Origin of the sequence: Metaclostridioides mangenotii (genome assembly GCF_018917235.1) — a bacterium.
Taxonomy (GTDB): Bacteria; Bacillota; Clostridia; order Peptostreptococcales; family Peptostreptococcaceae; genus Metaclostridioides.
In genome coordinates, this window is record NZ_JAHLOF010000003.1 from 367,599 (window position 1) to 381,451 (window position 13,853).

General features: G+C 30.9%; 23 protein-coding genes. All 23 read right to left on the reverse strand.

All coding sequences use genetic code 11. From position 1 onward, the window contains the following. Window positions 1–154: 154 nt before the first annotated feature. Complete coding sequence (locus tag KQI18_RS07070; protein WP_197314432.1) at window positions 155–562, reverse strand: hypothetical protein; 408 nt, start codon at window positions 560–562, stop codon at window positions 155–157. Window position 563: 1 nt separating this feature from the next. Further along, window positions 564–1,145 (reverse strand): hypothetical protein, encoded by a 582-nt coding sequence (locus KQI18_RS07075; protein WP_216467080.1) that lies wholly within the window; start codon window positions 1,143–1,145, stop codon window positions 564–566. 11 nt (window positions 1,146–1,156) lie between these two features. Next, window positions 1,157–1,573 carry a hypothetical protein gene (locus tag KQI18_RS07080; protein ID WP_216467081.1) on the reverse strand — a complete coding sequence of 139 codons (417 nt, stop codon included), beginning with the start codon at window positions 1,571–1,573 and terminating at the stop codon, window positions 1,157–1,159. Continuing rightward, a complete protein-coding gene (locus KQI18_RS07085) occupies window positions 1,573–1,923 on the reverse strand; it encodes a hypothetical protein (protein WP_216467082.1) in 351 nt (116 codons plus the stop codon). Before KQI18_RS07085 ends, KQI18_RS07080 begins: the two co-directional genes overlap by 1 nt. Further along, a complete protein-coding gene (locus tag KQI18_RS07090) occupies window positions 1,916–2,308 on the reverse strand; it encodes a hypothetical protein (RefSeq protein WP_216467083.1) in 393 nt (130 codons plus the stop codon). Before KQI18_RS07090 ends, KQI18_RS07085 begins: the two co-directional genes overlap by 8 nt. Before the next feature lie 263 nt (window positions 2,309–2,571). Next, window positions 2,572–3,696: a phage major capsid protein gene (locus KQI18_RS07095; protein ID WP_216467084.1), complete on the reverse strand. Its 1,125-nt coding sequence runs from the start codon at window positions 3,694–3,696 to the stop codon at window positions 2,572–2,574. After that, the gene (locus KQI18_RS07100; protein ID WP_216467085.1) at window positions 3,696–4,379 is read right to left on the reverse strand and encodes a head maturation protease, ClpP-related; all 684 of its coding nucleotides are present in this window, start codon (window positions 4,377–4,379) and stop codon (window positions 3,696–3,698) included. Before KQI18_RS07100 ends, KQI18_RS07095 begins: the two co-directional genes overlap by 1 nt. Continuing rightward, window positions 4,363–5,580: a phage portal protein gene (locus KQI18_RS07105; RefSeq protein WP_216467086.1), complete on the reverse strand. Its 1,218-nt coding sequence runs from the start codon at window positions 5,578–5,580 to the stop codon at window positions 4,363–4,365. Before KQI18_RS07105 ends, KQI18_RS07100 begins: the two co-directional genes overlap by 17 nt. Before the next feature lie 17 nt (window positions 5,581–5,597). Continuing rightward, on the reverse strand, window positions 5,598–7,253 hold the full coding sequence (locus KQI18_RS07110; RefSeq protein WP_330654373.1) for a terminase TerL endonuclease subunit: 1,656 nt from the start codon (window positions 7,251–7,253) through the stop codon (window positions 5,598–5,600). Continuing rightward, window positions 7,243–7,563: a P27 family phage terminase small subunit gene (locus KQI18_RS07115; protein WP_197314232.1), complete on the reverse strand. Its 321-nt coding sequence runs from the start codon at window positions 7,561–7,563 to the stop codon at window positions 7,243–7,245. The genes KQI18_RS07110 and KQI18_RS07115 overlap by 11 nt, the downstream gene beginning before the upstream one ends. A 112-nt stretch (window positions 7,564–7,675) precedes the next feature. Further along, window positions 7,676–8,038, reverse strand: coding sequence for an HNH endonuclease (locus KQI18_RS07120; RefSeq protein ID WP_236887671.1), 363 nt, complete (start codon window positions 8,036–8,038; stop codon window positions 7,676–7,678). Window positions 8,039–8,056: 18 nt separating this feature from the next. Beyond that, window positions 8,057–8,311 (reverse strand): hypothetical protein, encoded by a 255-nt coding sequence (locus KQI18_RS07125; RefSeq protein ID WP_216467088.1) that lies wholly within the window; start codon window positions 8,309–8,311, stop codon window positions 8,057–8,059. Further along, complete coding sequence (locus KQI18_RS07130) at window positions 8,308–8,499, reverse strand: hypothetical protein (protein ID WP_216467089.1); 192 nt, start codon at window positions 8,497–8,499, stop codon at window positions 8,308–8,310. Before KQI18_RS07130 ends, KQI18_RS07125 begins: the two co-directional genes overlap by 4 nt. 71 nt (window positions 8,500–8,570) lie before the next feature. After that, window positions 8,571–8,807 carry a hypothetical protein gene (locus KQI18_RS07135; RefSeq protein WP_216467090.1) on the reverse strand — a complete coding sequence of 79 codons (237 nt, stop codon included), beginning with the start codon at window positions 8,805–8,807 and terminating at the stop codon, window positions 8,571–8,573. Window positions 8,808–8,993: 186 nt separating this feature from the next. Continuing rightward, window positions 8,994–9,410 carry a hypothetical protein gene (locus tag KQI18_RS07140; protein ID WP_216467091.1) on the reverse strand — a complete coding sequence of 139 codons (417 nt, stop codon included), beginning with the start codon at window positions 9,408–9,410 and terminating at the stop codon, window positions 8,994–8,996. Between the two features lie 533 nt (window positions 9,411–9,943). Continuing rightward, complete coding sequence (locus tag KQI18_RS07145; protein ID WP_216467092.1) at window positions 9,944–10,453, reverse strand: hypothetical protein; 510 nt, start codon at window positions 10,451–10,453, stop codon at window positions 9,944–9,946. A 27-nt stretch (window positions 10,454–10,480) separates the two neighbouring features. Then, complete coding sequence (locus KQI18_RS07150; RefSeq protein ID WP_216467093.1) at window positions 10,481–11,197, reverse strand: hypothetical protein; 717 nt, start codon at window positions 11,195–11,197, stop codon at window positions 10,481–10,483. Window positions 11,198–11,218: 21 nt separating this feature from the next. After that, complete coding sequence (locus tag KQI18_RS07155) at window positions 11,219–11,629, reverse strand: hypothetical protein (protein WP_216467094.1); 411 nt, start codon at window positions 11,627–11,629, stop codon at window positions 11,219–11,221. A 15-nt stretch (window positions 11,630–11,644) separates the two neighbouring features. After that, the gene (locus tag KQI18_RS07160; RefSeq protein WP_216467095.1) at window positions 11,645–12,004 is read right to left on the reverse strand and encodes a RusA family crossover junction endodeoxyribonuclease; all 360 of its coding nucleotides are present in this window, start codon (window positions 12,002–12,004) and stop codon (window positions 11,645–11,647) included. Between the two features lie 7 nt (window positions 12,005–12,011). Continuing rightward, window positions 12,012–12,224: a helix-turn-helix domain-containing protein gene (locus tag KQI18_RS07165; RefSeq protein WP_216467096.1), complete on the reverse strand. Its 213-nt coding sequence runs from the start codon at window positions 12,222–12,224 to the stop codon at window positions 12,012–12,014. Between the two features lies 1 nt (window position 12,225). Then, entirely contained in the window at window positions 12,226–12,453 is a 228-nt protein-coding gene (locus KQI18_RS07170) for a hypothetical protein (protein WP_216467097.1), read from the reverse strand. Then, on the reverse strand, window positions 12,446–12,574 hold the full coding sequence (locus tag KQI18_RS14305) for a hypothetical protein (protein WP_272876213.1): 129 nt from the start codon (window positions 12,572–12,574) through the stop codon (window positions 12,446–12,448). Before KQI18_RS14305 ends, KQI18_RS07170 begins: the two co-directional genes overlap by 8 nt. Window positions 12,575–12,879: 305 nt before the next feature. Continuing rightward, complete coding sequence (locus KQI18_RS07175) at window positions 12,880–13,740, reverse strand: helix-turn-helix domain-containing protein (protein WP_216467098.1); 861 nt, start codon at window positions 13,738–13,740, stop codon at window positions 12,880–12,882. Window positions 13,741–13,853: the final 113 nt, after the last annotated feature.

Here is a 13,853-nt window from a genome sequence, read left to right on the forward strand (position 1 = left end):
AATCTCTTCTTTTAATCATCTCCACTATTTCTCCAACCTTCTATTGCTATTTTATTTATCATTAACCTATTTAATCTATATATTGGAATATCCCAAATATCATTGCCTAATTTAAAAAAATAAGCGTAGATTGAATAAGCATCTTCGACACAATTTATTTCGAATTCTGGTACTTTTTTTTCGATTTACCAGTGTTCTTTGTTGATTTTTGGAAGTTTTGTGCAAGTTGTGGCTTAGATTTTACATTCCCAGATAGCATTCCTCCAATTATTTCAACACAAAGTTCTAAATCTACTGGAACGTTACTGTCAAATTCTTCTTTGCCCATTCCATTTGGATTAGCATTTAAATACGCCATATATGGGGCATTTAACATATCGGTATCAGTTATTCCTCCAAGGGCATCTGATGGATTACCGCTTTTAGTTACAATTCCCATCATCGCGGATAGTATATTTTTTGAAAAATACCCCTGTTCTTGTGCTTTTAAAAAGGCATTAAGAGTAATGCTTGTATCCAGTTTTACTTCTTTTCCATTATTTAAAGTTATATATTTAATCATATTATTCCCCCTCTTTCGCTTCTCTTATCTTTTCTTGATCAAATTTAGTGTGCCATTCATTAACTAAAGTTTCATCTAATTCAGATTTAAATGCTTCATAGTGATAATTTTTATGTTTATCAGGTAATACCTTAAATTCTAATTCTATTTCAGCAACTTCATCTTCTCCATTTTTTATTTTAAGTTCAAGTCCACTTGCTATTGTGACAACTGGATAAGCTATCATTAAAGTATCAGTTTCCCACAAATCATACTCGTCAAACGTTAGGGTACCTTTCTTACCTTTAGAATTTGCTCCGTAAGAGTATACACCGGCTTTTAATCCTTCTGTGCTTATTCCAAATACATCCCTTAACATTTCTCTAGTAATATGACCTACATACTTAAGTGTCATTTCTTCTATCTTACTTTTTGTATCCACAATTGTACCTTCAGCAATTTTATTAATCTCCTTAGTTTTTGCTGCCACTTCAAGCTCCCCAGTATCTCCAAACTTCTTAGCTGCCAAATCACCCTCAAATAACATATTTGCATTTGTAACTTTATATATTGAGAATTGCTCGTCTCTTTTAACTGCGTTCATATTTATTCCTCCTACATTTGTATTTTTAATTGTTCTTCTATAATTTTCATAATATCTTTAAATAAAAGATCTTCTTTTGATTTCAAACCTTCTTCAAAGAATCGTTGCGCTATTAAATTGCTTGTTCCTCTTCCTTCGTCAGGGAACACAAGATATCCAAAACTACCACTTTTATTTGCAGCTCCGCCTTTTGCGTAAACTTCAAAACCTAAATTTAAAGCCTGTATTTTTAAAGGATTTGAGGTTTTAGCATGTTTTTTATTTCTATTTGATACAGGCATAAAACCTATTATGGCTTGCATTACTTGTTTACTGCCTTTTATGTGTAGATATTCATTTATTTTAGGCTCTAAATTAACAACACTTTTCTTTAATGCTTCTTCTAATTTCTTAGAGTTATCGAAATTTAAATCATACCTAGCCCCCATTACATCACCCTATCTATATGATGAAATACGAAAGTAACCATTTTAGCTTCTACGTCCAAATCTTGTATTTTACCGTTATCTATCTCCGTTCTATCAAAGAATAAAGCATGTTTTTTACACGTTTCTATTAATTCAATTTGATTAATTGTAGATTGATCTCTTGTAAAAAAAGATAAATAAAAATTAGTTAAGTATTGGGTTGTGCCAGTCTGAGCCTTTGTTATTTCTCCATCATCATTATAAATAAAGAAGGACGGGTTCTTTTCAACCTCGTCCTTTCTTATATTCATTGCAAAAGTAGGATACATATTATTTAAGTTGTTTATTAATTTATCCAGGTCTTTAATCATCTAATGACCTCCTTTTTGCTAAATATAAATACATATATTTACGTTCATTATCATAATCAATTTTAACTATATCGAAAAATTCCTTATCCATCTTAACTATGTGGGATTCTTCAATATTTTTTACATAGTAAGCTTTTACTTTTATATCTAGCTTATTTGCAATTCCGTAATATTGATTATAGTCAATCTCTCGAATCGACTTATACTTAAATTTTAATCTTCCTTCAACTATAAATTTAGTCTTAGGGTTTTTACCTAAACTGTCTCTTTTGGTTTCTTTTGTTCCATAAAATAGTAATCCCGAATTTAGTTCCTCACCATTATTTTTATTGAATCGCAATTTGTATTTGAAGATTAAGAATATCCGACCTAAAATTCTGTTCAAAATATGCAACAGATCCATTCCAAGCATATCTGCAATATTCTTTTAATAATCGAGATGCCAGGGGGCTTGAATCAAAATCAACATCCCCTACCCTAGCAATTATAAATGCTTTACCTTCCTCGATTATCTCTTCTATTTCCTCATTATCGTAATCCCAAGTTATGTTGAGTCTACGTTTAATTTTTTCTAACATGTATTATAAATTCGGGTATTGATAAATTTTTGCATAAAAAAATAACCTCCTTTAAGGTTACTACTTATTTTTATTCTCCTGTTCCTGTCTCTGGAGCACCTAATTTTGATATATCAAATGTTAAGAAAGATTTTGCTTCAATAGGCTTTCCATGTCCTGTCATTTTAGTAATATAAATTCTTTCATCTTCTAAGAAATGGTATTCGTCTGAGAACTGTATCATTGAATTAAATCCTATTCCCATAAAATAATCCTCTGGTACACAAGCTATCATTTTACCTTCCGGTACATAAACAGATTGTACAATATCAGCCGCTATCGGTAATTTATTAAATACATAGTTACCGTTTAGATCCTGTACAGTTGTTTGAGGGAATATTTTTTCCCAGTAATCTCCAGGATTACATACTAGTATTATACTTTGAACTGTTTTTACTTTACCATCAACTAAAGGTTTCATGACAAGCATACCAAGTGTAGCTGGTTTTAAATCAGGAAGAGCTACAGCAGTTCTATCCGGATAACCAGTCGTTGGATTAACAGATTTCGTTATATCTTTTAACATACCAATAGGTTGATCTACACCAGTTCCAGTTATAATGGCTTTTTCAAGTCCAATAGCAATAGATTCTTGTAATATTGCCCTTACAAATTTATCTAACCAAATAGGACCAAGAGCCAACATATCTTTAGATAGTGGAACAAAAGCCGATAATTTGTTTAGTTGTGTATCTATAACCTCAAAGCTATTGTCTAATTTCTTAGTTATCTCACTACCTAGTTTCCCCCAAACAGCTCCCTCGGCATCTGCTTTTCTTGCAAGCCATCTTGTTATACCTGTTGTATTAACCAGTTGTATTTTAGTTAAAAGTGGGTGCTGTGCCTCTAAATCCTTAAATATCCTATCGATTACAGTCACCGGCATTAATTCTTCTTTGCCTTTAAATCCTCCGTCTGATAAAACTTCATTGTAATACTTAGTTTCTGCAGTTGTTAGTACTCTTAAACCTCTTTCATTAAGTACATTTTGATCTCTCAATTGTTCATCAGTTATCCTCTTAGCTTCAGCTATTATATTAGCTTCTATAATTTTTGAAGCTTCTAACTGATATTTAACAAAGTCCTCTTCATTTTCTGCACCTATTGCTTTAGCAAATAGCTCTTCTACACTTAACTCTAAATCTTTATTTTTCATTATTTAACATCCTTTCTAAATTTATTTAATATATTTGTTTTTGGTTCTTCATGCTTTTTATATTTATTTAAAATACTTGCTTTAATTAATTCTTGTTTTTGTTGTGGTTCCTGATTAACTACGCTATTAGCAAAACCTAACGTTATACACTCTTCAGCAGTTAAATAACTTTCATCGTCTAAAAGTTGAATTAACTCTTCCTCAGTTCCTATAAATTTGTTCATATAACTTTGTCTAACGGATGAATTTATTTTCTCTAGTTTGTCTGCTTCAGCCCTTAATTCACTAGCATTTCCCTCAGCATAAGTCCAAGCATTATGTATCATCATCATAGCGTTATTAGGCATAACTATTTCATCAGCCCCCATAGCTATTATTGATGCAGCACTCGCAGCTATTGAGTCAATGTATGCTACAACTTTACCTTCATAATTCTTTAATTGATTGCAAATCGCTATTCCAGCAAAGGCATCTCCGCCATAACTATTTATGTGTAGGTTGATTTGCTTGCCCTCGGCTTGTTTTAACTGGTCTTGTATTTGCTGAGGGCATGTATATTCATCTTCATCATACCAATAGCTCTTTTGATTCAAAATAGGACCATATAATAGAAAATCTAATTCCGAATCCGATGTTTCAACAATCTCGCATTTTACCGGTATTTTTTTAGTTTTCATTTCCATCACTTTCACCACCTTTCAAATAGTTTGATATTTCTTGATAGTTCTTAGTTATCATGTACATATTAGCCCAATCCTCACTTATTTCTTCTTCTCTTAACATATCTCTAACCCAATTTGAATTTACTGAACCTATTCTATATAAAGCCTCTGCACTTGAAGCAAGTTTAAGAGGATCGTAACCTTTAATTGTATTAGTTTTAACTTTTATCTTTGATCCTTTTAAAATCTCGTCTTTACCGTATAGTTTTCGGTTTATTTCATCCTCAATTAGTGATGCTATAGGATTCATACCAAATGTAATAAAGTTATCTGTCATAGCTTCAACGTCTGCCACATCTCCTTTTAATAATCCTCTAGGTATGTTAAAGGCATCAGCACAAATATTTAAAATATCATCAAATAAACGCCTGATATCATCAGTTGTCTGACCATTAGATTTTTTAGCGGTATCATTATTTGAAGTAGATCCTCCTGATACAATTTCGAGTCCATCTTCAATAGGTGTAACTGAATCATTTTCAGAAAAATAACCTCTCATTCTGTTTTTAAATATATCGTCAAGAGTTGTGTCATATTCTGATTCTCCAGTTTCCGGATCTACTTTGGTTTTTAATTGTGCAAAGGTTGTTCCTATTTTCAAGAATAACTTTTTGCTATTATTCCGATTATAGTTTTTAATAGAAGTTGTAATTAATTTTCCGTAGCTATTATAAACATCTTCGATATAATACTTTACACTTGAATTATTTAACTTAAGCCTCAATACCTCACTTTCTTTAAATTTTTTCGTAAAGGTATAATCACCAATAGTTACTTCACTATAAATATTTTCTGAATTTGGAAATTCTTCTAGAGTGTAGCTGTCCGCAACTAAAAAATCCCCATTATTGTTTTGAACTATCAAACAACCTTGGGGATTTGTAACCATATTAAATACAACTGCATTCCAAAAATCTGATGCATTTTGGTTTTTATTTGGCTCGATGTTAAACGTATACCAAATATCTGCTTTTAATTTTTCTCTTTGATTGTAAGTTTCAAAAGTACATTGAGTTAAAGCATTTGCTATCTTATTCATACAAATTGCTAAAGCGTATTCTTTATAACATGTTTCTGCGGTTATAATTAGAGTTTTATCAGTAGTTTCTATTTTAGGCCTCTGAAAAGATGTGCGCCCAAATAAGTTATTTAAAAACCCCACTTAATTCACCTTCTTTCTTAGTAAGTATAAGTCTTAAGTTTCTTATTATATGTAAATGTATTTACAGAAATTTGCTCCCTTAGAGCCATAGCATGGACAAACGCCATAAACCCATCTGTTTTACGTCTTTGTGGTTCTATTTTTTCATAGGTTTTGTTACCCTTACTATTTGTAACTACTTTTACGTTATTTGTATACCATCTCATCATCATATCATCACCAAATACTATGTTATGATCTGCAAATGCTTTTTCAATAACTGGTGCTAATTTTCCATGTGTAATAGGACCATTTCTTACAGTTTCTAGTGGTAATCCTTTTTCCTCAAAATCTTTTTTTATAAGAGAAGCTCTATAATCATCACAACCTATATTTATAAGTCTATAATTATTTTCTTGTATCTCTTTTAAGAACCACTCTGATATATATTCTTCTTTCATTGTATTTCCTGGTATAATTGTGACTAATCCTTTTTCTTTGGCCACATCTATATCAATCTTATATTCAGCTAATCTTAAACTTTCAGCAACTATAAAGGTATGGTGTTTAAAGTAATATTTATTGTCTTTCTTAAATAACAGCCCAACTCCTATAAAGTCCCTTACGCTTGCATAGTCTATACCACCCACACATTCACAACTATTAAAATCAGGTATTTCTTGATTTGTTGCTTTTATCTCTTCCCAATTTGCAACGGCTGTGGTGATATCTTCAATCTGCCAGTTTAGCCTTTTTAATAAAAACTCCATCTTCATCTGAGGATTTTTTAAAGCTTTTTTATAATCTCTTTTGTATGCCCTTTGAAGTTCTGGTAAATATGGTAGCATTGGATTTGCTTTAATCCAGCACTCTTCATCTTCCCACTCTTCATATTTATTAATTTTTGCCAGAAATGGAAATAGAGTTGAATCTAAATCCAACTCATTTAATACTCTTTTACCTTCTTCTTTTAAATCGTCTAAAACAGATCCCCTAACATTACCATCAGTTGTTATATAAATGATTCTAGCATCTTTTATTTTTCCAAGTGCAGATGTAAATACTTTTATATTTTCATAATCTTCATATGCATGTATTTCATCAAATACCACCGCTCCAGGTCTTAAACCGTCTTTAGTTTTTGCATTAGATGTATGAAATGCAATTTCTGATTTTGTTCGCTTAAATTCAATAAGCTCTTTTGTTATGCTATATGCTTTTTCAAGTTTTGCATTGCCTTTTACAGTTTCATAAATGTCATAAAAACTAGTTTTTGCCTGTTTTTCACTTGTTGCAACCATATCTACATTATAATTATTAATTCCATTTTTATTTGAAGTTGCCCCAAATGTAAAGTCAGATATCCACGAATTTTTACCGAAACCTCTCCCACATAAAATAAATATTTCATCGAAGCAAACACCACCATCATCAAAATAAATGTAAGGTACAGAATGTAAAAATTTTTGAACTGGTGTTAATTTGTATGGTCGATATTTTTCAATTAATTCAATAATCCCATTTACTTTATTTATATCTACATATATATTTTGTTTTTTAAATTTTAATTTTAAAAGTTTAGTTAATTGCCTCATTTCATAACTTATTTTATACTTTTTTGAATCAACTATATCAAACCAATCTGTGATATATGGACAATTTATTTTTTCGTATAACTTCTCTTTAGATATCACATCCATCATCTGCCTTGACTTTATCCGTTGTTATATTTAACTTATCTAGTAAGATAAGCATTTGTTTGTTCATCTGCATTAATTGGTTCACTGCATCATTTTTCTTTACACCGCGATCAGTATCGAACATGACCCCATATTCTTCGATATTCATTTCAAGCTCAATAGTTGTATCCCACATTTTCATATACCTTTTTACTAAATCTGCGAAAGGCTCTTTATATTGTCCCCTTATTTCTAATTGCTCTATTAATGCATTTTCTATTTTCTCTCTAGTTTTTAATATCTCATTTTTCTTATTAGCAGCCATAATCTCACCTCCCTCGCGCGCGCATGATAAAAATATTTATTCATATTTAGAAATCCCCCCTCCCCGTTGCTTGGTTCCCCAAAAACAAACTCATTTGGTTTGACCCGGGGGCTTACCATCTCTCTTCATTCTCAAACTTTACTTTGTTACTCTCAAGTCTTTTGTGTCTTATACTGTGGCAGCCATTACATAAACATATTAGGTTATTTAAATCAAGGAATAGATCAGGTCTAACCCTCTTATCTACTATGTGATGCACTTCTAACCTCTTGGCTTTTAAATCATCCGCATTCTCTTTGGTCTTCAAGTAACTAACTCCACCTTTACTCTTACAGTCTTGACACTCATTGTTATCTCTCCTAAGTACTGCTGCTCTAAGTATCTTATATTCCTTCAACTGATAAGGTCTGTAATATTTACGTTCAGCCAAGTAAGTATTTATTTTTATTAGTAAGTCAGGTGTCATTAAGTTCATTGGATCACCTACCTTTCATTAGAAATCTTTATGATTCTTAATAATTAAATCTTGAATCATATTAGATATATGTATATTGATTTCGTCTGCTTGTTGCTTAGTTAACTGCTTACCTTTGTAATATAGCGTTACTGTTTCAGCTATCATATTGCAGAAGTAATAATATGAAAATGTATATTCAGTAAAGTTCTTAAAACATCCTTGTATTATAATGGCTGCTATTTCATTACTTGTCTTATCTTTAAACATATTTACTTGGTTTGCTTTAATCATTCTATACTTAGCGCCTCCTTTGTATTAAGACTTATAGTTATAGCCATAGCGTTTTCTCTGCATTTATAAGGACTATCTTGACACGCTTGTAATCTTGTTAAAACCATTAAAATTAAATCTATTTCTACATTATGTTTTTTATATATCAAAAGCATTATCTCTGTTAGGGCTTCTTTGTCTTGCCACATCACCACCTCAAATTACTTTATTGTATTAAAATAAAAAAAGAACTTTTAATCCAAGTTCTTTTTTTATCTATTTATAAAATTTTACCTATAAACTTTCCTTTGAAGCCGCACTTATTACATTTTACTTTTCCACCATCAATTATTTCTGATTCGGTTTGTTTTTCACATACAGGGCAATTAATTTCAACTATTTTTCCCTTATGGAATTGTGATAAGTATTCTTCTGTATCATTTTGACAAGTATCAGCCATATTTTCTAATTGCTTAGCTAATTCCTCTAGTCCACTTACATCAAATTCTATACTCATATAATTCACCTCCTAATAATAAATTACTCGAAATATTTAATTTAATCAATTTACATATATTAAAAGAAATAATTCTACTTTATCTGAGGGAATCCTTCTTTTTTCTCTAAATTATTTACTACTTTAGGACTCTTAGGTATCTTCCTCATATCCTTATTTATCACTCTTAATTCCTCGTTATTGTTATTAATTTACAGTCTTAAGTGTGTACCAATCGTTATTATCAAAATCTTTTTCATTATTAAATATGTATATTTGCATAGAATCAAAATTTACTATATTTTCTTCTTTAATAGAATCACATGCATCATCAAATATTAAAGACTTCTTAATCGCTTTCACAGTTTCATCAGCTGTAATTGTATTATAGTGTGTCATTAGGTCCATTATTGGTGTCACAACTGCTATTTTTAAATTATTTCCATCCGTTTGAATCTTAAATTTAGAATTTTCATATGCGGTGTCTTCTGTCCACAGATTTAAACTATCTTCTATTTTTTTAACCTCTTCTTTACTTAATGCTAAATCTTGCTCATCAGAACCACATCCTGCAATTACTATTGTAAAAGCACAAAGTAAAGTTAATAATAATACCCTCTTCATATCCCTTCCTCCTTTTTATGGTAACCAAACTAAAATATACCATAAATCTAGATATAAAAGTAGAATCTTTTATTATTTATAGCTTGATTAGAAACAAAAAAGACTTATAGATTAATATAAGTCTAATGGGTTGCATCCATTTGCTGAATACAAAATATAATTGTTAAGCGAAGTCTATGAGTTACACATAGATTAATACTACACTTCACATGTTAGGGCAAGGCACCACCCCTGCCCTATTAACTAGAGATATGTTAAGATAGTCTCTATTCTCTTTCTCTAGTTAAAGTAAGATAGTTTTAAAACTAACCTACTAATACTCTACGTTAAATTATTGAAATTATGAATAAAAATCTCTGCCGTTTATTTATATTTACTATACTTACTTATAACTTTTCATATTACTGGCTAGAAAGTCCCTATAACTTAAACTAGCCAGTAAATATTTAGTTTTTATGGATAATATTTCCATGATACTATTATCTCATGTTTATTTTGATAAAATGGGGTACGATTGGGGAATAACTGTGGAATTAGTGTGGAGAAAGTGTGGAATTTTCCACTTTAAACAATGGTAATTCCAATTCCTTAAGTTTTGGGTATAACATGTCCATCATTTTATAAATAATTTTATCTTTAAGTAAATAACAAGTCTTCCTGTCCATACATAAATCTAAGCTAATACTTACCATGCTGTGTTTATATTTATCTTTACTTTCAAAATATAATTTAAAGAACTCTTCTTCTCTACTATCTAAACATGTTAGAGCATTTTTAATTCTTAACTTCTCTATTTCCTTTTTCTTTAGATCCCTTTGCATTATGTCTAATTCTTTTTCTCTTGTTATAACTTCATTTTCTGTCGTTGAATTAAAGCTATTGCTATGAGTTATTACATCATCCGAATACTCTATTGCTTTGCACCCTATAAACTCAGCCTTGTAACTTTCTATGTCTAATTTTATACGGTTTATCTCCATATCTAAGTTCTTATAATTATGTAATCTTGCTTCTACTACTTTGTATAAATCTTTTTTAGTCATACCCAAAATTCCCCCTTCAAATATCAATTAAGAAATTATATGCACATTTTCAATTCCTTCTAATTCGCTTTGTAAATATGCTTTAATGTCTTGCATTGCTTTATTTCTCCATGCTCCACCATCTGCCTCATATAATGCAACTTCTACGCCTGTTCTCATTCTAAAAACAAAATCACTTGTTGGCTGCTCTATCTCTGTAAAGGTTCTATATGGTGCTAATTGTACTATGTTTGGAACGATCGCTTCAGTAACAGAAGCAACCCCAGACTTCATTACAACACTTTGGCTTACACCATCATCACCAACATTTTTAACAACTTCTTCTTTAACATTTCCAGTTACTTTAAGTAAAGTCTTCTTATCTTCATTCATAACAAAATTTGATTGCAGCATTATATTAAACTGTTCTAGTTCTTGGAATCTATCAAAATTAATTCTTGGTACTAATGCTGAACAACTTATGTAGCACTCTCTATCTTTACTATTATTTAGTTCAGAATATAATTTAACCTCTGTTGGACTTTCAACTTGCACTAACAACTTTTTACTATGTTTTCGACTTATATCTAACTCAGATTTTATGTAATCAATTAACCCTGTAAGCGTTCTAATTTCTATACTTCTTGCCCTTGGTTCTGTAATTAGATTTAGATTGTCATTTGTGTATGTAAGCCCATTTAATTCTATTTCTCTTTTTCTTCCACTTCCTAAATTAACTAAATATCTTAATGCGTTTTCTATCATTTTCTTATTCTCCATTTATAATTAATTTGATTTAGTTCTAAAATCTACGACTTGACTTGAATCATTAGCTTTTTCTTCTTCAATTTCTATTTCAGTATTTTCACTATTCTGAAAATCATTAATATTCATCTGTCCTTTTATTTGATGCTTGCCAAACTCACTAGCAAAGACTTTGTTTTTCTCTAGATCTCTACCTATAAGAATCTTAGTCCCAACTGCCTTAGTGCCTGCTAGAGCTGACTTTGAATTTATTTCTACATGTGCAACTTCTCTGTCACTGTCTGGTTTAAATTTAATGTCTAAACTAATCTTTCTAACTGTTTCTTCTTTGGTGTTTGGATCCGCAATATTTTCTAATACTTTTGTTAATTCTTCTTCGAATTTCTCCTTTAATACTCCGCCTGCAAAACTGTCTATTCTTATTTTCTGCATATTGTTCCCTCCAATTTATAAATCTTCTATTACAACCTCAACCCTTGCTTCATCGCTATAATGCTTACTAGCATGTAACTCACATATGTATCTATCATCTTTGAATGCTTTGCCGTTTAATCCATCTAATACAGCCTTAACCATATTGTCTATATCTTTCTTTGTAGGTCTTAAGTAACTCGACTTTTTAGGCTTCTTAGAGTAGATATCAATGCTTACTTTAATTAATCCCTCAAAATAGTGTCTCTTTCCATACAAGTACTTGATTGATTGTTCAAAATATCTAGTTTTATCAGTCGTTCGAGCATGTCCATTATGAAATCTTGGTCTATCCTTGCTGACACACTCTCCTGGTATTGTAAACTCTACTTTCAAATTAACCCTAATCCTCCTCCATAATTATTAAATCCTCTGCTTTTAGTTCAAGTGCTTTAGCCATTTTATAGATAGTTTCTTGTCTTGATGTAGAACCTCTTTTAACAACTCTAGATACTGTGACTTTTCCTAAACCGCTCTTCTCAGCAAGCTTATTCATTGAATATCCTTTGTTTAGCATTGCTAGTTTTAATGCTTTCAAATCTAAATCATAGTTCATATTACTTACCCCCCATATCCTTCTTAGTTAAATTATTTAAACCAACCTTACTTCTCAAATACTTATTTTCACGATTCAACTGTATGCATCTACAATATACTTCATCCGATAACTTGTTACTTTCTAAATGACTTCTATATTCTACCCAACGCCCAAGTAAGAATACTGAAATTAACGTCCCTATCGCCACTAGGACGAGTATTATTACAATTGCTATATCATTAATCATGTTTACCCTCCAAATCTCTTTCAGCCTTAATTATGGCTTCAAGAATGTTATAGCCTTCATCTATCCAATAATGCCTTGCTAGAACTATTAAGGCTTGTCTATCTTCTAGTTTTACTGTCATATTGATATCCTTCTTATTCTCCTAAGTTTATTTCACATTTTTTATATACTTTTTTAATAACACCTGTTCTTTGTGCAATTCCTCCGACGTATAGTTCATTTTCATCTATCGATAAATATTGTCCATTTTCCATATCTACTAAGTAATAATCGCCCCAAATAAAGGCAACTATTGCATTAAAATCACCAGTGGGATGACTAACTTAAACTTTACTCCCTTTTATGAATTCTCTTTCTTCAACTTTATCCTTAGCATTTATAATTGTTTCAGTTATTAATCTCCTTTCTAGAGGGGTTATCCCCCTCCTACTTAAACTTTTCTCTTTGGCTCTTTCTGATTATTTCGTCCAGTTCATCAGAAGAGTATTGTGTGAATGATTCCTCAAAGTTATGGAATCCTGTCTTTTTAGATCTATAATTCGTTTCTTTACTAGTTGTTTTTCTTTCCTGCGATTTAATTTTCTCTTGTTCTCTTTCCAACTCTAGAGCTTTTAGTTGGTCATATGTAGTAATGTTGTTATCGTTCCATTGTTTAATAATTCCTTTTAAATAGCCTTGTGTTAACTTTCCACGTTCTGTACATATTTCTACCGCTCTTCTAAATAAATCTAATTCCATTTCCTTAGAAAGTTCTATAAGCCATTGTGCAGTAATTCCGTTTACTACTCCGATATTTTGTTGGTAGAGTTTACTAAATTCTCCTAAAGAGTTATCCACAGGCTCGTCCTCATTTTCTATATACATACTTGTTATATTAGTATTGTTAATATTAGTATTGTTACTGGACGCGTGGCGACCTACCCCTTGGTCGTGTGGCGACCTACCCCCAGTCGTGTCATGACCTAGGTCGTGTGGCGACCTACCTACTACACTCATGACTAAATATAAATTACTATCATTTTCTTTCTTTCCTGATTTAGTTCTTTTTTGCTTTATTATTAATTTTTTATCTTCTAAATCTTTAATAACCGTCTTAACTTTTGTAGTACCGCAACCTGCTTTTTTAGCTATAGTTGTAATACTTGGAAAACAACTGCTATCTTCATTTGCATGCCTTACTAAAACCATGTAGACCATTTTCTCGTAAATTGTTAGATTTAGATTATCTATTAACTCATTCTCAACCATAAACCAGTTCTTTTCTCTGTTGTCCTTAAGTAGATTCAAGGCTTATCACCCTCTTTTATATCTCTGTAAAACTAATAACCTTATTTAATACCTTTGTACTTTTGCAGTAATCGCAACACTCACATCTATGAGGCTCTCTTTTACCACTCTTA